Source organism: Rhodococcus sp. JS3073, assembly GCF_026810085.1.
Taxonomy (GTDB): Bacteria; Actinomycetota; Actinomycetes; order Mycobacteriales; family Mycobacteriaceae; genus Rhodococcus_F; species Rhodococcus_F wratislaviensis.
In genome coordinates this window covers 667,457-688,399 of the sequence record NZ_CP113952.1, presented here as the reverse complement: position 1 = coordinate 688,399, position 20,943 = coordinate 667,457, and the positions used below count along the sequence as shown (strand labels likewise).

The following is a 20,943-nucleotide window of genomic DNA, read 5'->3' as shown; positions in this document are numbered from 1 at the left end:
TCGCAGACCATGATCCAGCTCAGCATCTGCGCGCGAGGCCTGTCCGGTCGCGGTCATTGGTATTTGCCAACTGTTACCCACCCTGGTTACGGAGGCGAAACGGGCCGAGCGCCGTTCTGAGGTGACCAGGGTTCCGTATTGGCAACGCTTCACCGACACACGCGGGACGGCGCTCCACGGCGCACCGATTCAGGTTTCAGGCAAGTATCCGCACGACCTCCAGCAGGAGAACGATTGGACAGTGCACACGACCGCTGCGGACGCCGTCACACCAGAGTCAGGGGCGGGGCGACGCCGAGTGTCTCCATCGCTGCGATAAGGGAGTCATCGCTGACCCGCCAACTGCAGGGGGTATAACTCTGAGAGCCCGCGTGATCGGCGGCGGCCCTGCGCAAGGAGTGTAAGACATGGGAATGAAGGTCAAGGGCGGGATGTACTGCCAATCATGTGATAAGCCTGTCGCCGCACAGAAGGCCACCTCCCGCGTTCGGAATACATTGGCTGTCGCAGCGACTGGTCTGATCGGACCGGCGTCGCTCGCAGCTTCGAAGTACAACGAGTGGCATTGCCCGGCGTGCGGAGGCCCCGTTGTCACCGCTCGGTTTGCACAGAACCACCGATCACCGGAGACGAAGTCGGCTCTACGAGCAGCTGAAAGAGCAGATCGTGAAGAGAACTCATATCGTGAGTGCCTACAAATTATCGATAAGGACGGTCTCGCGAGCAGATTCCAAACCTCGGCCGAACTACAGTCCGCCTATACAAAAGTCCTGGAGATAGCGAGCTCAAGCCCGTATCTGTCCGCCGAACTGGTGCTCCGTCGAGCTGGGTTCCTTCAGGAAGCTTCACCCAGCGACCCACTCCGGAATCCGCCCACAACCGCCGTCGACAATGCGAGCGAACGGGGTCGCGCCGCAGCGTTAGCAGAGATCGAACGCGCACGACGGGGTTTGTAGTTGGCGGCGCGGGCATTGACTCCTCCAGCTGCTACCGATTCCGACCGAGGAGACAAGAAAGGCTGAGCGCCGTTCTACGGCCACAAGGGTCTGTTATGGCTACGTCGTTCCGGACCGAATGTGTTTCGAGATCTCCTGCAACGGAGGAAGTTCGGTTGCCGGACGCCGTATAATCATCCATGGGAAGCTCCCGTCTCCCCACGCGTGGCGGATGGACACTTTCTGCCGGTCGGTGGTTGGTGCCCTGCGTAGCGGAGGGAGGTTGGGTCATGACCGAGGTGATTCTCGTTCTGGCTCTGCTTTCGATCATTTACATGATCGTTCGGGTTAACTGACCCCGATGGGGAGAGGCGTCCTCTCCCCGTGCGGGTCCGTCTGCCATGTAGGCGAGAGAGCTGACGGTTGCGGTCGTCGGTCCCTGTCAGCTGTTACCGAGCCTTGGCCGAGAGGCGAAGCGGGCTGAGAGGAGTTCTGGCGTCATCGGCTCCGTTTAGGCCCTGGTCAAAACGAACACTCGAACCGGCAGGAAGTAACCTAGACGACTCCGGTAGATCCGGTCCCAAGAATGTAGTCAAGCGGTCGACGGACCGAACGTGAGTCAGGCACCGCTCAGGCCCGAGCGATCGCTCCTCGGATACGAGCTTCCGGTGGTATCAAATTAGGTCGGCTAGGGAGCTTCATCATCGGGGACACGCCACGTGTACTACTCCGCGATGAGCGTGCGTCCGAACGACTGCGGGTCGCTCACGTGGCTCGGCTTGGTCAACGGCAGACTCGCGAGGTGCTTCCGGAGCCGCTTGGACATGGGCAAAAATGTGGCGAACGTGAGACTGCCCGAGACGACTGCCCCTACCAGCGGAACGATCTTGGCAGCGCTTTTGGCGAAAATCTGCTTGGTCATCTGGACGCCAAGGACCGTCGCGACCTTCTTGACTATCGGGTAAACCGTGCCCTTGGTCAGCGCTTGCTGTGGGAGTTTCTTCGCCACCTGCTTCGCGATCAGCGCCGACACTTGCGCCACGCCAGCCTGCGCCGCATTCACCCCAAACATGACACCGATGAATAGTGTGAGCATGCTCTCGGTCGCGGCGTCCATTCCGTCCCCATCGTCATCAAACAGGTCCGGCCAGCTGTAGATGTAGGCGAGTTTCTGGACGACGCGTAGGAGGTGACCATAGTACTGCGCGATATCGGCCGGGATCGTGCCGAACGCGACGAATCCACCGGGAATGCCCGCCACAGCCGAGATTGTCGTCACTTTGCCTGTCTCGTAATTAATCACACTGTTAGCGATCTGGTCGATCACGCTCAGCGGCACGCCCGCTTCGGCGGGGGTCGTGGCGATTGCGCGCCCAATCTGGTCGTCGGAGCAGAACCGCTTCAACTCACTGCGGAGGAACGCCTTCCTATCGATCCGTACCCCGGGCATCTGGGCCGACGCCCGCAGCGTCTGCTCGAACTTCGTTGTTGGCGCGATCTGGTTGTCGTTGACCATTGCGACAACCTACTGCACCCGTCCGACACCGCCGACCCATTCGGTCTACCGCCAACGGCGGTCGTCAGCAGGATTGGAGTACGACAGCTTCGTTGCGCGGGACCTGCCGCAAGCTATACAGCACGACCGTTACTGACCTTACTATCGATCGGGCGTCAGCGACGAGGCGAATACGCCCTGTCAGCTCACGCATCGCAGCCACTGTTCACGGATCTCGGGTGGAGTGCCGGAGAGGTCGACTGACAGCACCCGGACACGGTGTGACTGGATCTCCACCTCGCTCTCCACCGGTGTCTGCCCCTCGGTGAGCGCGAAGAGGAGCACTCCCTCGGCTCTGTCCGCGGCTGGATCACCTGCCCCAGTCTGCGACATCAGGTACGCGTACAGCTGAAACATGAACCCGGGCTTGACCTTTGTTGATCCATAGTTGACCGTGAGGGCGTTAGTGAACTTCGTTTCTACCACGATCCTCCTCGTGGAGGACTTTTGGTCCAGGACTGTATCTGTCTTGAGCTGAGGAAGCAGGGCGAGGGAGGTCGCATCACCAGCGGCTTTCCAGACCAGCGTAGATCGAGACACCCTCCACTCGTTGCGGTCGAGGCTGTACGTGAAGAAGCCGCGAACTGCGTCCTCGAAAAGGTCTCGAAGGACGCGATCGTCGTGCTCGAGGGTTGGCAGCACACGGTTCCCGGCAGCGTGGACTGGCAGCGCCATGTCGTAGATCAGTTTCGCGGCGTCGAGCATCCGTCGGTCTGCAGCATCGTGGTGGCTGAGCCGGTCCTGGGACATCTCCGATCGGGTCGGGGCGCGGTCCGTCACGCCGAGTCGCTCCATTCGGAATGCAGCTGTCCGACAACGAGATGCAAGTGGCATGGACTGCACGATCCGGCTCGCCCAGCGCAACGCCCGGCAGACGAACTGGTTCCGGACGGTATCCGCTGTGAGTTCGTCGAAACGGCACGCGACCTGGCCTCGGTCCATAAGTCGCGCTGAGCTAGTCCGGAGGTGGTCGATCCTCCCTCTCACCCTGGTGAGGTCATCGACTCTGGTTCGATACTTCACGGTCAGGTTGTGCCGGAGTCGACGTTCGACTTCCACCACGAGTACTTCGGCGATCGCGTCGGCGAGATCCGCGTCTCGTGACCCCGCGAGAAGTGCTTGGCGCTCGTCTGTCCGGAGGTCTTCGAGCATGTCGGATGCGTAGATCAACAGCAGCCAGAGACTTCTCACTGGGATCCGTGTCTTGCCTTGTCCGACCGTGATCATGCGAGCAGAGCCGTAACCGCCGCGTCGGCTGTGTCAGGGCTATCAAACCAGTACTCGGTGAGGAGCGGCGCGATCTCGCTCTCCACCACTCCTGTGAACCACTCAGCGCCGTTCGACTCCGTCTCAGCAGGTGTGAGAAAGCTGTGCCCAATTTGGAACGCGACCCCCAGCGCTGGATCTTCGGAAATCTGCGTGTTGAGCGCGTCGATCTTCGTCTTGATGCTGTTCACAAGATTGGAATTGTTCGGGAGGCGCTTGCTCAACAGCTCCGCCCACTGCGGTGTGAAGGCGGGTTCGAGGGTCTCGAAGCAGAACCGTCGGCGGAGTGCGAAGTCGACCAGAGCCAACGACCGGTCCGCGATGTTCATCGTGCCGATGATGAACAGGTTCTCGGGGAGGTTGTACTGTTCCGTCTCTGACCGTGGGTAGGCCAGTGTGAGTCCATCTTTCGGGCTCCGCTTCGTGCTCTCGATCAGGGTCAGCATCTCGCCGAAAGCCTGGGCTGGGTTGCCTCGGTTGACCTCCTCGATCACGATCACGTGCGGGATGTCCGGCTGGAGACGTGCTCGCTCTGCGTGTTGAAGGAGCGGACCATCGTTGAGAACGAGCTGGCCAGCACCGTCAGAACCCGCGGTTGGCCTCCAGCCCCGAACGAAGTCCTCATAGGACGTATTCGGGTGGAACTGGACGGCACGAACCGCCTCCGGGGTTGCGGATCCGATCAGTGCGTAGGCGAGCCGCTTCGCCAGCCAAGTCTTACCGGTCCCGGGCGCACCTTGGAGGACTAGGTTCTTCTTCTTCTCCCACCGCTTCAAAATCTGCTGGAGACGGTCGGCCGGGTGGAACGCGCCGTCCGAGACGATGTCCGCGACGGAGTACGGCTGCGCCTCGGATGTGTCGTCTTCGTCGCCCGTTTCATCAACGGTCCCCGCTGGCGCGACGCCGCTCGTCGCGTCCTTCTTCGCCTTCGGCTTCCAACGAGAGACCAAGGGCTCTGTGTAGTAGTCCACTGCTCCGCCCGTCTCGGCGACGACTGCATCGTCGATTGCACGCAGGTCAGCGTCGAGGTCATCGCTTGCACCGGTCGAGAGGTAGTCCGCCGCCAGCTTGTCACGGAGTAGCTGTCTCTGCGCTGTGCTGACAATCGGCAGAAAGTACTCGGGGTGGAACATGTACAACAGGGCCTGTCGCTGTGCCGGTTCGCGGTGGCCGGGTGCTTCGGACGAGCTGCTTCATCGCGTTCGGATGATCCGCAGCTTCTCTTCGAATCGCAATGGACTGCGACTTGAAGTACTCGGCAAACTCGACCAAGAATGACAGCTGCGCCCACCGCCGGCTGCTGAATGCCCTCCCTCCGTTGAACACGCCGCCGCTGAACGCATGTGCGATGTCGTCGGGTATGTCGACCGGGGTTTTCAACTCGTCGAGCACGCCTTGGATGTACCCGACCTTCGTTGTCTGGAGGAAATTGTCGAGCGGGAGCACGTTGAGGATGTACAGCTCCGCGAATAATTGACGGGCCGGGTCTGAGGTGTCTGCGAGCTGGCTGGCGAGCTTCTCCCCGAAGTTCTTTGCCGACACATCTGGGGCATCGACATACTCGCGGTGAAGCTCTCGCAGGTTCACCGCGGTCCACACCCCGCGATCTGGGGTGAGGATGGAGCCGTCTTCGATCAGACAGTGTTGAAGGATGCGAGCGGCGATCTCCTCGACCGGGACTGATCCTATTCTGGAAAGTGTGGGGCTGGTCCGAGACATGACTCCATACTGCCAACCATTGACTCTTCGAAGGCCTGCTCACCGTCCGCGACATCGATGCTAGCGGGTGGTACTCCGACAGGCTCTCGGATCAAAACTGAGCTGAGCTGGCGTTTCAGACTGGATGGATGCTGCGGGAAGAATACGTTCAGCCCGTCGGCAACCCTTCTTTTTCCCGAGGCGCCAACCCGACCCACGTCGTATGCTCTTGCCAAACGGCGCACGACACTACGCCCTACTCCAGTCGAATGCCCAGCTCAGCGACCGTCTCCTTCAGGTTCAATGGTGTCATTTTCGGTATGGCAACCCATGCCTAATGAAGCCGGCGGTGTGGCGGTATCGATGTTGGCTCGGCGACGGCGACGGCGACGGCGACGCAGCTTGCACGTCATCTCAGGTACGGAACATCTTACCGTGGGCGCCCCAATGATGTTGCGCATTATTGCCTCACGGTGACCGTCGGGCAGGGGCCGGAGGACCGGGACCAGACCCGTGGCGCGATAAGTTCTCTCGTGTGTGAGCGCGGTCAGGGCTTGCCTCCATCGAGGATGTCGAGTTGGACGCGGTTGCGGTGGCTGATTTCCCACCGGCCGGCTTCGAGGTCGTGAAGGAGGTCGCGACACCGCTCGTCGGTGCTCACGTCGCAGCTCTGCCCGATCACGTTGACCGGGCCGCGGATTCCGTTCCGCCAGTCGATGACCGTGTAGACGAAGTCACCTGTGGTGGCGAAGTCGCGTTGGCGGGTGCAGAGGACGAAGTGCTCCGAGATTGCGCGGACGGTGTAGGGGCGGCGGGGTTCGATGCCGAAGCGGATCCGGCCACCGGGGTCGAGTGGAATCGGGGTAGTGGGTGATCCCTTGGCGTTCATCAGGGTCACCGCGCACCCCCGGCTGCGAACCTGCCTTCGTACAGTGCCGTCCGCTGCTTGTCCGCGAGCGTGTCGCGGTCGAAGGCGCCGCGGCCCAGCCCCTCTGGCCGGAGCCCGACGTGGAAGCGGTCGCCGTCCTGGTCTTGGTGTGGGCAGGGGTAGATCGACAGGCCGCGGCGCTTTTCGTGATGGGTGCGTGCTGCGCGGGCATCCTTGCGTGTGAAGTAGGTGCGTTTGTCGCAGTGCGGGCAGGTCACCCAACAGGAGGTGGGGCGGTGTACTCGAGCGGCCAATTTTCCGGTGCTCCTATTCGACTTCGGACGCGGTCGGTTCGTCAGACGGCGCGGGTGATCTGCAGGTTCAGCCAATCCGAGACCCACTGGATGGCGTTGCGGCCGGCGTTGTCGACGACCAGGTTCTGGTAGCTCTGGTGTGCCCCGGAGGCGAAGAAGCTGGCCGCGGTCAGGCCCTCCCCGACTACCGCGGCGAGATCCTCGGCCCCCTGCGACTGCGCCATCGTCGACACCGACCCGGCGAGTCCTGCGAGGTCGAGAGTCTGCGCCTGCGTGGTGATCGCGTTCCCCACGGGATTGGTCTGCTTGCCGAGCAGCGCGGGGTCGGTCTTGCCGGCTTTGCCGGTGAGCATGTTCGCGGCCACCGAGGCGAGTTCGAGACCGAGTGGGATCAACGCCGTGGTCTGCGCCGCAGCACCGACCGGGTCGGGCAGTACCCCGGGCGGGGGAAAGAGCTTGTCCGCGGCGGCCCACGCAATTTCCTGGGCTTGACCGGCGATGTTGGCCAGCTTGATCACGTCGACGTTGCCGAGAATGCTGGTGACCAACGCTGCGATCTGGGTGTATCCGGACGGGTCCGGGATGATCGCGAGGATCTGGGAGACCCACTTCAAGTCGACACCGGCGACCATCTTCACCAGCGGCTCGAACTGCACGTTCAGCTCTCGGGCGGCATCGCGGGCGGCGCGGACATCGCCGGCGGCGATCTTCTGCGGGAGAACGATCAGGTTGTGCAGGATCTTCGGAATATCGAGGGCAGTGACGCCGGTGACGACGTTCAGGGCCTGGTCGACGACGACCTTCGGTTTGAGGACCGACAGCACGCTCGACGCGGAGGAGAGGGCATCTGCCGGGGTGGCGGCGACGGGTGCGAGTTGGCTACCAAGTGATGCGGCGGTGCCCGCGAGTTGAGAGATTTCGGCAGCGGTGGCCGGCAGTGTGGTGTCGCCGTTATTAGAGAGTTTGGCTGCGGTGTTCGCGATCGTGGCCACCGAGTCGAGTGCACCGGCCAGGTTCGCTTGGCTGGCTGCGGTGAGGACCTGTGCGGCCGCGTTTTCCGGTGTGCCCACCGGGGCTGCAGCCAGCCGCGCGGTGGCGGCGGTGTTCGCGGCCCCGGACTGCAACAGGTCGGCCAGTGGGCTGAGCGTCTTACTCAGTGAGGTCGCGGAGTCGGCGATCTGGTTCACATCGATCGAGCCGCCGGTGTCGCTGGCGGACAGTTGCCTTCCGAGCGCGTCGACATTCGATCCGAGACCGGGCAGGTCGGCGCCACTGAAATCCGAGGTCAGCGCGTTGGCGACCGCCGCGTCCCCTCCACCGGCGCCGGCACCGGTGTTGCCGGGGGTCTTCGACAGGATCGACCCGAGCGATCCGAGGAACGGGTTGGCGCCCTTGCGGATCGAGCAGTACAGGTCGTTCGGATCGCAGATCGAGGCGACCCGTCCCGACAGCTTGCCCATGCCCTCCGACCGGGGACCGGCGATCCCCTCCCCGGAGGTCTTCGGCCCGACCGGTGCGGCGCCCTTCGTGCCGGCACCGGGATCGGCGAGCAAGGCCACACCGAGGACCTGGTCCGCATCGACCGGACCTTGATCGTTTCCGATCGCCGACGCGAGATCGCCTGCAGCGTCTGCCCCCTGGGAGTATCCGGTGATCGTGATCTTCGCGCCCCTACACTCGTCGACGTAGGACTTCAACACGGCGGTGGCCTTGCTGACCGCGTCGGTCTTGCTGTCGGCGTAGGTGTGGCCGTTGTCGAACGCGCGTGCCATGTACGGCAGCGTGTATATCTGCGCGCGGGCACCGTTCTGTGCCTTGATCGCCGCCGCGACCGGGGCGAGCATGCCTACGGGCTGGTTCGGGTCGGCGTTCTCGTTGGTCTCCCACGTTCCGGGGATAAACAAGTTGAAGGTCGCCGCGCAGTTGGTCGGGGCGGCGTTGGCGATCGCGGGTGCGGTAAGAGCGACGCCGACGACGACGGTCGCAGTGGCGATCAGCGCGACCGTGCGACGGGTTCTCGAACGTCTGGCGGGCATTGGTACCTCGATTACCGGAAGGGACACTGATGCCTACATTCACCCATTTCGGCGTTTCCCCTCAACGGGGTGTCGGGGTGCCCCCGCTCCTTTTTGGGGCGCTTACCGGCGAGAATGGGCCGGAGTCGGGTGTTTTCACGTGCGATGCGACAAGGGCCACCCGACCCGTGCCGCGGCGGGCTGGTGGGGGGTGGTTCCCAGCGTTTAGATCCAGTCGATGTGGACGGAGTCGATGTGGTCGAAGTGGAATCCGAACTGGTCGCTGTACTTGTCGAAGCCCTTGTTCTCGGGGTAGTCGAGTGTGGCGTGCCGTTCGAGCAGTGCCACGACTCGGGCGTGATCGTCATTCGCCAGTGCGGCGGCCAGTTCGCGGGACTCCTCACTGGTGAACGGTGTGTCCGAGTTCGCGAAATCCAGGGTGCGGACCCGGTAGTCGTAGCCCTCGTCGGCGCCGTTACGGACCATGACACCGCCCTTGACCCGGATGACGGCCTTCTTCGGTGTTCCGTCCGGGCGCAACACTCCGGCGCGTTTCATGATGTCCTCGGCCTTGACGTTCTTGAGCTTCTTGCTGGCATCGGCACGCAACTCGTTCGTTTCCCCGGACCGGTACCGGGAGACCGCGGAACGGGACCGGCCGATCTTCGCGGCCACGGCATCGATGCCGCCGAGGCGTTCGATCGCGGCACGGCGTTGCGCTCGCTCGAGGACGTCGGCGTGCGGGATACGGCCTTGCTGCGCCCACCGGCGCAACGTGCGCGCCGACGGCGGTGTACGGCCGGCATCGATCGCCGCCTGCCGCAGGCCCTCGTTGCCGAGCTCCTTGCGCAGCTGCTTGACCGAGACCTTGCTGGTCAGCCCCGCCAGCCCCCCGCTCTTGACCTGCTTCGACTTTTCCACACCGCTGGTCGCGGCGGTAGCCACGGAGACCTTGAGGCCGTCGAGACCGACCGCCTCCTGTGCTGGCTTCTTGGTGCGCGGCTTCGGAAGATGCAGGGCCATCAGAGCACCCCCTCCCCTTCGTCGTCGTCGGCGGCGGCGTCCTCGTTGTCGGCGAATGCCGCCTTGATCGCGAGGTTCACATCGTGCACGTCCTGGGCCGAAGTGAAGGCGGACAGGAGTGTGTCGGTGAGGATCACGTCCTTTTCGACCGACATCTTCCCTAGTGCCTCGCTTGCGTCGGCGATGTCCTCACCGTCAGCGAGGAGATACACCCAGGAGTCGGTGACGGTGCGGACCGGCCAGCGGCCGTGCTCGCGGGCAATCCGCATCGCCACCCGGCGGCCGCGCCACCGGCAGTGCGCGATAATCGCCGCGCGCCAGAGCGGTTGGTGGTGATGGTGCATCTGCTTCGCAGTCCACATGTCCGGGTTCACCATTCGCCCGATGTAGCCCTTGTAGCAGGTGCCGAGGAATCGCTTCGTCGCCTCGTCGTCGGTATCGACCGCGGCCTTCCGGGCCTCGCGCAGGATCTTCGCCCACTTGTCCAGCGCCCGGCCCTGCTGTGGGTAGACCCAGGCCTCGGTGATGTCGAGGTCGTCGAGGTCGGCGCCGATTCCTCCATCTGCCACCGGTGAGCACAGCCCGTCGAGGCTGACCGTGGTCACCCAGGTCTGCACCGGTTGGTCCGCGAGCATGTGGGGATGCGGAAGAGGTAGCTTCCCCGGAAGCGAAAGCGTCTGTCCAGCAGGCAGGGTGATCCGCCACAGCCCGAACGGTGCACCCTTCTCCCCCACCGCCGCAGCCGCGGCCTTGTCACCGGTCAGGTGTGTGGGCTGACCGTAGCCGAATTCGAGCATGCCCGCGGAGGCGAGGTAGGCGGCGCGTTGGTCGATCGAGACCAACCGGTGGGCGTTGTCGAGGTCGTCGGACTCCGGGACGCGTGTCCAGCCGACAGCGGGTTCGAGATCTCCCCGCGGCGGACCGTCCAGCGGTGGGACCGAGCCGGGTGTGGTGACGACGATGCCTTTGCCGCTGCGGGTGCGTTCACGCTTGATCTTGTCGACGAGGGCGGCGCCGGTCCGCGCGGGCGTCGGTCCCGGGAGCACCCCGAGGTACTTGGCGCACCAAGCCAACCGGCGACCGAGTTCACGTGCTGCCGGGAGGTCGTCGTCCGGGAGATACGTTCCGGCCGTCGGTGAGCCGAGGATGCCCATGTCGCCGACCCGGTTGTGCCAACCGAAGTCCTTGTTCCAGTACGTCCACACGTACGGTTCGATCACCACATCGACCATGGAGGTGAAGTTCCCGATCGAGCGGGACAGGTGCACCACGTGCCCGGGGTCGCCGCGCAACTCCCAGCCCGCGCTCAGCAGTGGGGTGAGGGTGGCGTGCAGGACGGCGGTCAATTCTTGGGCGGCGCGGTTGCGAAGGGCTTCCATGTCGTCGACGTCGTCTTCGCTGCCCGGGTCGATGATCCACCCGAGCAGCTCGCACGCGCCCTGTCCGACGACCCAGATCTGCGCGGGGGCTCCCAATGGTGTCAGCGCGGCCCAGCGGATCAGCTTGTCCAGCTTCTCGACCGAATCGACCGGACCGGTCACCTCCCGCCCCGACGGCGTGTACGTGCCCGCGGCGGTCACGATCAACGCATGACCATCGGCCTCCTCACCGGCGGGCAACCCCTCCCACACCGGTGTACGGGCTGTTGCCGTCGGCTCGATCTCCGATGCGGGGAGATCCAGGGCATCAGCGGGCGTCGTAGGTTCCGCCGTGGCGGCTTCTGACGTAGCTGTTTCCGCCGGTGCGATTTCGGTGGGCTCGTCATCGCCGTCCACCGCAGCGCTGACCACCTCTTCGCTGTCCACCTCGGGAGACGGCGGGGCCGGGGCGTCGTCGGCTTCGGCGACATCCGACTGCTCGGACGATTCAGGGTGTTCAGCAACGACTGGCTCCGAGCCCGCCTGATCGGCTGCGACGAAGTCACCAGCATCGACGGAGGCAGAGTCGTCGTCGGGGACAACGTCATCGGTGGAAGCGGGAGACGCCGTCAGGGTCACCTCGGGCAGTCCGAACAGAGGAATCTGCTCCCACGGCCCGCTCATGACTCCTGCTCGGCGATACGGCCGTCGAGATCTGCAGGAGGGACGCTGTAGCGATCGAAGAACTCCTGCAGGGCAACGTCCACGACGTTGGTCACCGTGGATTGGCGATTGTTCACCAGCCAAGTCAACCGGGCCTCCGTCGAGGCCAGCACCCGGGTGTTGAGCGGAACCTTCGTCGGTCCCTTTCGCGGTTCCAACTTCGCCGTTAACTCCGGACTCGGCGTTCCCGTGCCACCGAGGTCTCCGGCACCGGGACCGCGCTTCCCCGCCCCCACGGCACGTCCGCGTCCGCTCCCGGTCGGTCGGCGGGCACCGCCGCCGGAATTTCCCACCTTCGCCATACCCACCCACTTATTGTTCCGAGTGCCGCCCGTGAAGTTCCGCGGAGATCACACTACCCACTACATGCCTTCTTGCACGTATCTTCGCTTGCAAGTTTGCACGCACATTTGCGTGGGCCACTGGTTGCCGACTGCACAACGGGTAAGCCGAGGACGGCGCAACAGAGTTACACCGTCGATGCGTATCCGATGGTGCGTGCGGCGGTGCGGAGGATCGGCCGCACGCGCGGGTGATCGAGTGGTCGAGTGAACTCGGGGTCGGCGGGAAACGAGTCGGTGGCGGGGTTCCATAGGACGACGTTCGGACGGCCGGTCATGGTGGACGATACGTACAGACCGTCGAGATGCGGCCATGTCAGGTGGATGGTGCGCGCCCACGTTCGGCACACGGTACGCGGTCCGTGCAGCAGAGCGTACGAGGCTTGGTGACGTACCAGCCAGGTTTCGGTGAGATTCAGCAAATTCAGGGGACGGGTCGGGCGCCACCCTGTCAGGGCAGGCGCCCCGATCGTGGTGTCGATCGTTCGTGTCGCCTGGTACACCTCGGCCAGCGCAGTGGCGACATCGCAGGCGGCGTAGAGGACCCCGATGGTGGTCGCTGCCGGGGCGGGGCCGGGGTGCGGGTCGTAGCGCATGGACGCGATCGGCCCGTAGGTGCGCAGAGTCCGCCAGGACACCACGTGAGGACCGGTGGTGCGGTGGATCCGCCACAGCACACCGTCGTAGGCCAGCATGTCCTCCGGAGCAACGGTGAGCGGGGTCCGCGGAATCTTCGGGTGCCGACCGCTCACCAGGTGTCGAGGGATTCCACGAGCGCGACCACCGGTGCCGGGTCCGCCGCCGCGGCCAGATGCTCGAGCGGGGTCCGGTCGCCGAGGTCGGGTTGCGAGGTGTGCATGAGCGCGGCGACCGACACGGGGCTGGCGGTCGAGGGGATGGCCGCCACGACAGTACTAAGCCCCGGCAAGACATCGTCACCGACGAACTGCCATCGCGGGATGCGGCGGTGCCCGTGCAGATCGAACGCCCACAGCGTGCGCGCGGTGAGCCGCCGGGACACCACCGACCTGTCGATACCGAGCAGCGCCGCTGCCTCCTTGACGTCCAACGAATCCGCGAGCACCGTCACGGTTTGCCGCGCGATCTCCACCGCACGAGCGCGGATCTCGGCCACCGACGACCACTGGTCGAGGACTTCGCCGACGCCCTCGCCGGCGTGCGTGCGGAGGAACTCGATCTCTCCAGCCGACAACGTGTCCGACGCGGCGGGTACCGCGGTGAGCGCAGCGTCGAGTTCGCGAAGCATCTCACGGGCGGAGAGGTCGACATGATGCTTGGCAAGCAGCGCGTCGAGCGAATCCACCTTCTCCACCGACCTCATATGCACATCCTAGCTCCCTTGTGCACTGTTGTGCAGTGGGGGTCGCCGGAGTGGGCACCTGCGGGGTCGCGCGAGGCAGCACGAGATTGCATCGCAGCATTCTGATCTCATCGAGCTACATGTCGTCTGGACAGCTTCGGGAGCCCGAAGCCGAGCCGGGACAGCGGCGGGGTTTACCCCGGTAATGAAACCCTGTTTCGATAAGGCACCCTCTGGTGGCGATTCGCCTGCTCGATTCAGTTGCTGAGCTACCAGCTCGCGAGCTGCTGACTCCCCGGCCGTTGCGCATCGGTGGCGACTCCCGTCGCCGGCGGCCGCGACGAAACACCCTCAGAAGGGACCAGGGCGCGACACCTCCGCCGAGTAACGCCTTCATCACCATCAGAGGCATCACGTCGTCGGGGCCCTCACGACCCAATACACAATGTTCCCACTCCAGGCGCGTCCCCCGCCCCACGCAACGAGAGGCTACCCACCACATCTCGGGAACTGCCTCTCCACGGCGGCGCACCATGCCAATCGAATAACTGAGCCCACATTTGCTGGCGCCCCCACCAGCAGGTGCAACCAGGTGACGCGCATAAGCAGCGCCATCATGAGATTCCCCAACACTGGTGGCGCATCACGACGAGCGCTGTGTTGTGGAGAACGGGTCGAGGCCTGGGGCTGGCGTGAACCACCCCGCCGCTCTCAGCTGGCGGGGTGGCACCGTTCCTGCGGACCGGGCCGGACGCCTGGTTGGCGTCCGGCTATCCTCGGCGCGGTGAGGTCACCGAATCGTGCGGCGCTCGCGGCCCTGATCTCCGAGGCCACCGTCGACTGCTACAACGACAGCGAATGCGTCACGGGTTTCTACACCATGCTCGACGAGCATCTCGAGCTGCCGTTCCAGACATCTTTGTTGGGGACCGAGGTCACCGTGTCGGGCATCGACCTGGCCGACGAGTACATCGTGGTGATCTGCGCTCGTGGTCGGTCGCGACAGCGCATCCCCATCCTCGATCTGCCGTTGCCGACGCCTCCGCCCGCCGGGGCGCAGTGGATCGAGGCATACCGCCACTGGCTGAGGTACGTGAGGGCATGAGTGTGAACACCGGCAACACCGGCAACACCGGACCCCTGAGCGTGATTGGCGAGCACCGGATACGAGCGACCGAGCAGGAAGCCTCGCTGAACCTGCACACGGTGCTGCAGCTATGCGCGGCGGGTGAACTGCGGTGCAGCGAGAAGACCCGCCGCCCATCCGCGGCGACGGTCGCTGCCGTGGGCTCTCAGCTCGTGCACGGCGACTTCTACCTGCACGATTCGATCGCGTCGTTCGCGTGGCCGCTGATCATCCAGGCCGGTGGGCTCGCCACGATCGAGGGCGGGCGCCTCCAGCTGACGCCCAAGGGCCGCACCGCCCTGCGTCGGCCGCCGGCCGAGGTCATCCGGCAACTGTGGCAGCGCTGGCTCACCCACGCGGTGATCGACGAGTTCAGCCGAATCGAGCAGATCAAGGGCCAGCGCGCACGCAATGTCCTCACCTCGGCCAAGACGCGCCGACAGACGGTCGCGCAGGGATTGGCAAGCTGCCCACCCGGAGAGTGGATCAGCGTGGATTCCCTGTTCACGACCATGCGGCGGAAAGGGATGAGCCCCACCGTCGCCCGCAGCGAGATGGCGCTGTGGAAGCTCTATCTCGTCGACTCCCAGTACGGCAGTCTGGGCTACGACGGCTACCACCGGTGGGAGATCCTCGAGGGCCGCTACACGGCCGCGGTGCTGTTCGAGTACGCCGGCACGCTGGGACTGCTCGACCTCGAATACCTCCACCCCACCGGCGCCCGATCGGACTTCCACGACAACTGGGGCGGCGACGATCTGGACGCGCTGAGCAGGTACGACGGACTGCAGTCGATCCGGCTCACCGCCCTGGGCTGCTACGCCCTGGGCCTGACCGACACCTACCACCCGCCCACCGACGACGAGACCACCGCGGTGCTCAGGGTCCTACCCAACCTCGACGTCGTCGCCACCGGAACCCTGTCCCCCGGTGATCAGCTTCTCCTGTCCGCCTACGCCGCGCACACCGCGGACCGGGTCTGGACCATCTCCGCCGCGAGTCTGCTGACGGCGATCGATACCGGCCGCAACCTCGAGGACCTCACCACCTTCCTCGCCCAGCGGACCGAGCACGAGTTGCCCGGCTCGATGACGACGCTCATCACCGACGTCACCCGCCGAACCACCCAGCTGACCGACCACGGCCACGCCCGGGTGATCGAATGCACCGATGACGCACTGGCCGCGCTCGTCACCCGCGACCGCGCACTCCGCAGGCTGTGCCGCCCGATCGGCGACCGCCATCTCGCGGTCCCACCCGAACACGAACTGAAATTCCGCAGGGCCCTGTTGAAACTCGGCTACGTCCTGCCGAGACAGACCACCCCCTGAGCGACGTCGTCACACACCGCCAGCTCTGCACCCCATTCTTCCGGAGGTGCGCCGTCGCGATGGCCGAGTTCGTCTGGTACAGGCGAGCGTTGACGGTGAACGCCCCGGTCCGCCCCCGTTGATGACCATCGCATTCGACGTCACGACGGAATCCGGGTAGGTCGTCGTAGCCGCGACCATCGGCGTCGTCTGCGTCGCAGTCGCGGTGTTGCTCGGGGTGTACATCGATGAGACCACAGCCTTCATCGATTTCATTTGCACAGCAGCCACGGTCGGCGTGCTCATGGCAGCCAGGGCCGTTGCCTTGGCTGCGGGGACTGTCGAGGACGCGGACCGAGCCGGAGCAGCTGCCGCAGCGGACGCGGTCATCTCCGGGGCGGCGACCTTCGAGCCGCCGGGACGACCGGTGCAGGGAAGGGTCGCGGACGCCGTCATCACCGGTGCAGCGACAGTCGCGGTTCCGGTCGCTGTCACGACGGCCGCAGACATCGCCGCCGTTGCAGTCATCGTGGGCGGCTGCCGGTGGCATCTGCCGACACGGCGTGGTCGCCGATCGCCGCGGTCGCGGTCATCGCAACAGCCGAGTCGCGCACCCACGACGGGGACCACCCCTCCCCGCACCCGCGCATTATTGAACTGCTCGGGCACGTCGACCCGAGGAGACCGTCATGGCCCCGGCAACCCCGGATTCAGTGCCCCCTCGGTCGAATGCACTCGCTTGCTGCGGTCGGTTCCGATGGGCAGGCCGTCGCGCGCGGTTCCATGACCACCGCAGCTTCCTCGCGAAGCCGAAGGCGGCGATCCTGCCGGATCGGCCGACCCGTCATTCCACCAGCGTGATGGGCACCCCGGGGGTGCTTACAGGTGGTGTCGAGCGCCGCCATGGGTAAGGGACCTGGTCACTCCCCTGGTGTGTCCCTCGGCGAACCGTGTGAGCAGCTCGCGGGTGGCCTCGAATCTGGTGCGGCTGATGTCGTAGGTGATGCCGTTGAGAATGAGGCTGGCGACCATACCCTCCTTCTGCTAACCGGTGGATCGTTGCCGAAAGTCTCGCGCACACCCACTCATCCACGAGGACGGACACACCGTCGCGGTCCGCAGGGGTATCGGCTGCGGGGCGGGCTACCAGCGGTAGATGACGCTCGGGTTCAGCTCGTCGCTGCCCCGAATCGCGACCGGAGTCGCCGGCGTAATCAAGAGGCGTACCGTCGAGTTCTGGCTGACGAAACCGACGAATCCACCGTTGCCGTTACCTTCGAAGATGCCCCGGACAGCTTCCTCGAGACCGTGGGCGGCGGCCGCATCGGCGAGCGGATAACGGACCCCGTCGTAGATCGCTTCGTAACTCATGAGCCTTCTCCCGGTGTCGTGGTGCTTACAGCGTAGGTGCGCCACCTTTAGCTTCTTTTAGTGTTATTAGCTTCTTTAGGGTTGGGTAGCGTTTCCGATCCCCCTCCAGCCCGCCGCGGGCGTGCACAGCGGGCGCGGACAGCATCGGCCTCCGATACTGAGCAGGCATCCACCAGGACCATCGGCACTCGGGCCGGTCGGCCGATACCGTCTGTCGGTATGGGGACCACCTTCCACGGACCGAGTCCGTGGCCACACATCACCCGCGCCATCCGCACCCGCGGCGCCCGATACGCCGCGATCGGCTACCTCGGACAGGACGCACCCGCCCTGCTCCCGCTGCGCGCCGGGGACGTCCTTGTCGTCAACGCCTCCAAGGCCGCGATCCGGGCGCACGCCACCTCCCCCGCCGCCCTCGCCTACTACGTGAACAAGGGGGTGCGAGTCCTGTCCTCGCCGACCCTGCACGCCAAAGTGATCGCGACCAACACCCGGGCAGTGATCGGGTCGGCGAACGCATCCGAAAACTCCACCCTCGCCGACGACGCCGTGGTCATCACCGACGACCCCGAGATCATCGCCGGTGTCCGCAAGTTCATCGACAGCCTCGACGAGATCACCGAAGTCGATCAGGTGTTCCTCGACGACGCAATCCTCGAGTGGGAGATTGGCCGCGCGGTCCCCCTGCCCGGGGTCACCGGCCGTGTCCGCACCGAGACCGATTTCCTGCCCACACCGGTGACCCGGATGTTCGTCAAACACGCCGTCGACTACGAACCCACCCGCACCGAACAACAGGTCCTCGACGAGCAGCGGGGCCGGCACCACAGCCGCGGCGGCCCGGCGGCGAAGTACCAGCTCGAATCGCTTCGCCTCGACAGGCCCAGCGGGTTGAAGCGGGACGACGTGATCGTCCTCGCGGATGACGAGTGGATTTACGCGCCGGCTGTCGTGGTGTCCGACCCAATGAAGATCCCGCGGTCCAGTGGAGCGGTTCTGTACTTCCTGCGCCTGCGCACCGGCCTGTCCCCGCTCCCCCTCCCAGACGCCGAGAAGACGCTGACCGATCTCGGGCACCCGGGCTCACGGCTGCGGACTGACCACTACGTCCGCTCCCCTGGCCTCCGGTCCGCATTGCTGGGGTTGTGGGACCTCTGATCCTCAGCGCACCTGTGTCAATGTGAGAGTCAGCTGCCTTGGTGGATCCACCCCAGAGCTCGCGTTGGTTGCCGCGACCACTGGCAGGCGGGGCTTGCCCTACCGTCGGACCTGCGCCGTCGACGTCTCGCAGAGCAGCACATGGCTCAACAAACTCATTGGACATGTCAGCTCCAGAAACTTCCCGCTCATCGGTGCGGACTACCAATCACCGCTCGTCGCTCGCTCCTTGCTGGGCAGCACCAGACCCACTGCAACGCCGACGGTCGCAGCCCACGGCACGCTGAGCGGAGTTGTCAGCGTTGCGGACCCGCCTGCGAGGATCGCGAGCGCCCCGCATCCGATCGCGACGCGGCTCGCCGGGGCGGTGCCCCATCGGGCTGCGGTGCACCACCGCGGCCGTGAGGACAGCGACGACAGCCGCCAGGATGATCATCCCGAACAGGTATCTGTCGGCATGCGGGACCCCGGTGATATCGGCGTAGGTCATCTCATTCCGTTCTCGTGCTGTCGGCGTGGCCCCCGTAACCACACCCCGGCTCCGCGTGGCGGCGGGTGCGCTCAGTGCAGTACGCGGGCGGCGAAGTCCAGCGATTCGGGCATCGAGGCGGTGAGGGTGTCGGCATGGTCCGTTCCGGAAAGCTGCTGGTACTCGACGTAGACACCGCCGGAGCGCATTTCGGCGAGTTGCGCCCAGGTCAGCGGGATTGGAACCTTTGTGTCGGTGAGGCTGTGCACGACCCGGATTGGTCGGTCGAATCCGCTGGTGGGGACGTGCTGCATCTGGTCGAGCGCCTCGCGGAGGTCCGGGGTGTCGAGTGGGGTGGTAAACAGTTCCGCGACGGTGACCGGGTGGCTGCGCAGATATTCGTTCAGGTCGTTGCTGCAGGTTGCCTTGGCCTTTTCCATCAGGTCGATTCCGGTGGGGGTCAGATGTTGGCGGATTCCTAGTTCCGGGCGGCCGTCGTCGAGTCCGGCGAGGGTGTAGAGGACGTAGTGGGCGATCCCGGCGACGGGGACGGAAGGGAAGTTCGGTCCGGCCAGCGGGAAGAGCTGGTCGAGGTGGGTGGGTGCGGCGACGGCGATTGCGCCGCGGAAGTCGAGTTCGGGTGTGCGGGTGGTGGCCTGGTGGGCGGCGAAGTAGGTGGCGTGACCTCCTTGGGACAGGCCGGTGACGATCCACCGGTCGCTGAGTTGGTCGCCGTAGAGTTTGTGGGCGGCGCGGACGATGTCAACGGCGTTGGCGCCGGCTGCGGGTCCGTCGGTGTACGCGTTGACTCCGTCGGTGCCGATCCCGGCGTAGTCGGTGGCCGCGACCGCGTATCCGGCGGCGTGCCACTGTTCGATGAATTCCCGTTCGACGTCAATGGATCCGGTGACCGACGGTGCACACTCGTCGTCGATTCCGACGTTGCCGTGCGCGTAGGCCACGACGGGCCATCCACCGGCCGGTGGTGCGCCCTGTGGCAGGAACACCGATCCTGTGGACTCACCGGCTTCGGTCGCGGTACGCAAGGTGGAATAGCGGATGACAGCGCTGGTATCCGCGGCACCGACTGGGAGAACCGCAGCGGTGACAGGCTGCTCGGCGAGCAACGCGCCCGCCGGGTGCATGTCGTCAGGCAGGGCGGCGGCGGGTGCGGCAGTGAGAACTATCCCGCCTATGCACACGGCGACGGCCAGTACGGACCGTTGCCTCAGACGTGTGCCTTTTGGCGAGCCCGCGAACATTGACATCGACGATCCCCTCCGATGAACCCCGTGCCCGTTCCCCGACGAACACGATGCGGATCGTACCGATCGATCAGATGTCCACACCCACCAGTCCGGCACACGATGAGGCGACGAGTGCTGGATTGTCTCCGCTCCTCATGCCATCCAGTCTCGACGCAGCACCGCGAGAAAGCTGCTCGAAGGTGTGTGGTCACTCATGACTCGCCCGGTCGAGAATGTCGAGTTGGACGCGGTTGCGGTGGCTGATTTCCCACCGGCCGGCTTCGAGGTCGTGAAGGAGGTCGCGACACCGCTCGTCGGTGCTCACGTCGCAGCTCTGCCCGATCACGTTGACCGGGCCGCGGATTCCGTTCCGCCAGTCGATGACCGTGTAGACGAAGTCACCTGTGGTGGCGAAGTCGCGTTGGCGGGTGCAGAGGACGAAGTGCTCCGAGATTGCGCGGACGGTGTAGGGGCGGCGGGGTTCGATGCCGAAGCGGATCCGGCCACCGGGGTCGAGTGGAATCGGGGTAGTGGGTGATCCCTTGGCGTTCATCAGGGTCACCGCGCACCCCCGGCTGCGAACCTGCCTTCGTACAGTGCCGTCCGCTGCTTGTCCGCGAGCGTGTCGCGGTCGAAGGCGCCGCGGCCCAACCCTTCTGGCCGGAGCCCGACGTGGAAGCGGTCGCCGTCCTGGTCTTGGTGTGGGCAGGGGTAGATCGACAGGCCGCGGCGCTTTTCGTGATGGGTGCGTGCTGCGCGGGCATCCTTGCGTGTGAAGTAGGTGCGTTTGTCGCAGTGCGGGCAGGTCACCCAACAGGAGGTGGGGCGGTGTACTCGAGCGGCCA

Annotated in this window: 20 protein-coding genes; 3 read left to right on the top strand and 17 right to left on the bottom strand. The window is 65.2% G+C overall.

What is annotated here, in order from left to right; translation table 11 throughout:
- Positions 1–1,659: 1,659 nt before the first annotated feature.
- The 11 genes from OYT95_RS41015 to OYT95_RS40965 all read right to left on the bottom strand — a co-directional run bounded on the left by OYT95_RS41015 (position 1,660) and on the right by OYT95_RS40965 (position 13,438).
- Positions 1,660–2,451 (bottom strand): membrane protein, encoded by a 792-nt coding sequence (locus OYT95_RS41015; protein ID WP_016881299.1) that lies wholly within the window; start codon positions 2,449–2,451, stop codon positions 1,660–1,662.
- A gap of 180 nt (positions 2,452–2,631) precedes the next feature.
- Entirely contained in the window at positions 2,632–3,717 is a 1,086-nt protein-coding gene (locus tag OYT95_RS41010) for a 5-methylcytosine restriction system specificity protein McrC (RefSeq protein WP_268793238.1), read from the bottom strand.
- On the bottom strand, positions 3,714–4,889 hold the full coding sequence (locus OYT95_RS41005) for an McrB family protein (RefSeq protein ID WP_268793237.1): 1,176 nt from the start codon (positions 4,887–4,889) through the stop codon (positions 3,714–3,716). Before OYT95_RS41005 ends, OYT95_RS41010 begins: the two co-directional genes overlap by 4 nt.
- Positions 4,828–5,475 carry a hypothetical protein gene (locus OYT95_RS41000; RefSeq protein WP_268793236.1) on the bottom strand — a complete coding sequence of 216 codons (648 nt, stop codon included), beginning with the start codon at positions 5,473–5,475 and terminating at the stop codon, positions 4,828–4,830. The genes OYT95_RS41005 and OYT95_RS41000 overlap by 62 nt, the downstream gene beginning before the upstream one ends.
- A gap of 526 nt (positions 5,476–6,001) precedes the next feature.
- On the bottom strand, positions 6,002–6,343 hold the full coding sequence (locus tag OYT95_RS40995; protein ID WP_268793235.1) for a hypothetical protein: 342 nt from the start codon (positions 6,341–6,343) through the stop codon (positions 6,002–6,004).
- Between the two features lie 5 nt (positions 6,344–6,348).
- Entirely contained in the window at positions 6,349–6,600 is a 252-nt protein-coding gene (locus OYT95_RS40990; protein ID WP_268793222.1) for a hypothetical protein, read from the bottom strand.
- Positions 6,601–6,677: 77 nt separating this feature from the next.
- Positions 6,678–8,672: a cutinase family protein gene (locus OYT95_RS40985; protein WP_268793234.1), complete on the bottom strand. Its 1,995-nt coding sequence runs from the start codon at positions 8,670–8,672 to the stop codon at positions 6,678–6,680.
- A gap of 204 nt (positions 8,673–8,876) precedes the next feature.
- The gene (locus tag OYT95_RS40980; protein WP_268793233.1) at positions 8,877–9,674 is read right to left on the bottom strand and encodes a hypothetical protein; all 798 of its coding nucleotides are present in this window, start codon (positions 9,672–9,674) and stop codon (positions 8,877–8,879) included.
- Positions 9,674–11,716, bottom strand: coding sequence for a hypothetical protein (locus OYT95_RS40975; protein WP_268793232.1), 2,043 nt, complete (start codon positions 11,714–11,716; stop codon positions 9,674–9,676). The genes OYT95_RS40980 and OYT95_RS40975 overlap by 1 nt, the downstream gene beginning before the upstream one ends.
- Before the next feature lie 508 nt (positions 11,717–12,224).
- Positions 12,225–12,848, bottom strand: coding sequence for an RES family NAD+ phosphorylase (locus OYT95_RS40970; RefSeq protein WP_268793231.1), 624 nt, complete (start codon positions 12,846–12,848; stop codon positions 12,225–12,227).
- A complete protein-coding gene (locus OYT95_RS40965; protein ID WP_268793230.1) occupies positions 12,845–13,438 on the bottom strand; it encodes a helix-turn-helix domain-containing protein in 594 nt (197 codons plus the stop codon). The genes OYT95_RS40970 and OYT95_RS40965 overlap by 4 nt, the downstream gene beginning before the upstream one ends.
- Positions 13,439–14,201: 763 nt before the next feature.
- On the opposite strand from OYT95_RS40965, the gene OYT95_RS40960 reads away from it, so the two are divergent.
- Both OYT95_RS40960 and OYT95_RS40955 read left to right on the top strand, forming a co-directional pair.
- Positions 14,202–14,522 (top strand): calcium-binding protein, encoded by a 321-nt coding sequence (locus OYT95_RS40960; protein ID WP_268793229.1) that lies wholly within the window; start codon positions 14,202–14,204, stop codon positions 14,520–14,522.
- Complete coding sequence (locus tag OYT95_RS40955) at positions 14,519–15,874, top strand: helicase-associated domain-containing protein (protein WP_268793228.1); 1,356 nt, start codon at positions 14,519–14,521, stop codon at positions 15,872–15,874. Before OYT95_RS40960 ends, OYT95_RS40955 begins: the two co-directional genes overlap by 4 nt.
- Before the next feature lie 858 nt (positions 15,875–16,732).
- On the opposite strand, the gene OYT95_RS40950 is transcribed toward OYT95_RS40955, so the two are convergent.
- Both OYT95_RS40950 and OYT95_RS40945 read right to left on the bottom strand, forming a co-directional pair.
- A complete protein-coding gene (locus OYT95_RS40950; RefSeq protein ID WP_268793227.1) occupies positions 16,733–16,885 on the bottom strand; it encodes a hypothetical protein in 153 nt (50 codons plus the stop codon).
- A 111-nt stretch (positions 16,886–16,996) separates the two neighbouring features.
- A complete protein-coding gene (locus OYT95_RS40945; RefSeq protein WP_037228686.1) occupies positions 16,997–17,224 on the bottom strand; it encodes a hypothetical protein in 228 nt (75 codons plus the stop codon).
- 219 nt (positions 17,225–17,443) lie between these two features.
- On the opposite strand from OYT95_RS40945, the gene OYT95_RS40940 reads away from it, so the two are divergent.
- Positions 17,444–18,382, top strand: a complete 939-nt coding sequence (locus tag OYT95_RS40940) for a phospholipase D family protein (protein WP_268793226.1) — start codon at positions 17,444–17,446, stop codon at positions 18,380–18,382.
- A gap of 208 nt (positions 18,383–18,590) precedes the next feature.
- Here OYT95_RS40940 and OYT95_RS40935 read toward each other — a convergent pair whose 3' ends face one another.
- From OYT95_RS40935 to OYT95_RS40920, 4 genes are all read right to left on the bottom strand, one after another.
- Positions 18,591–18,872, bottom strand: a complete 282-nt coding sequence (locus OYT95_RS40935) for a hypothetical protein (RefSeq protein ID WP_268793225.1) — start codon at positions 18,870–18,872, stop codon at positions 18,591–18,593.
- A 71-nt stretch (positions 18,873–18,943) separates the two neighbouring features.
- Positions 18,944–20,119 carry an alpha/beta hydrolase family protein gene (locus OYT95_RS40930; protein WP_268793224.1) on the bottom strand — a complete coding sequence of 392 codons (1,176 nt, stop codon included), beginning with the start codon at positions 20,117–20,119 and terminating at the stop codon, positions 18,944–18,946.
- Positions 20,120–20,306: 187 nt separating this feature from the next.
- Positions 20,307–20,651 carry a hypothetical protein gene (locus tag OYT95_RS40925; protein ID WP_268793223.1) on the bottom strand — a complete coding sequence of 115 codons (345 nt, stop codon included), beginning with the start codon at positions 20,649–20,651 and terminating at the stop codon, positions 20,307–20,309.
- A 5-nt stretch (positions 20,652–20,656) separates the two neighbouring features.
- Positions 20,657–20,908 (bottom strand): hypothetical protein, encoded by a 252-nt coding sequence (locus OYT95_RS40920; RefSeq protein ID WP_268793222.1) that lies wholly within the window; start codon positions 20,906–20,908, stop codon positions 20,657–20,659.
- Positions 20,909–20,943: the final 35 nt, after the last annotated feature.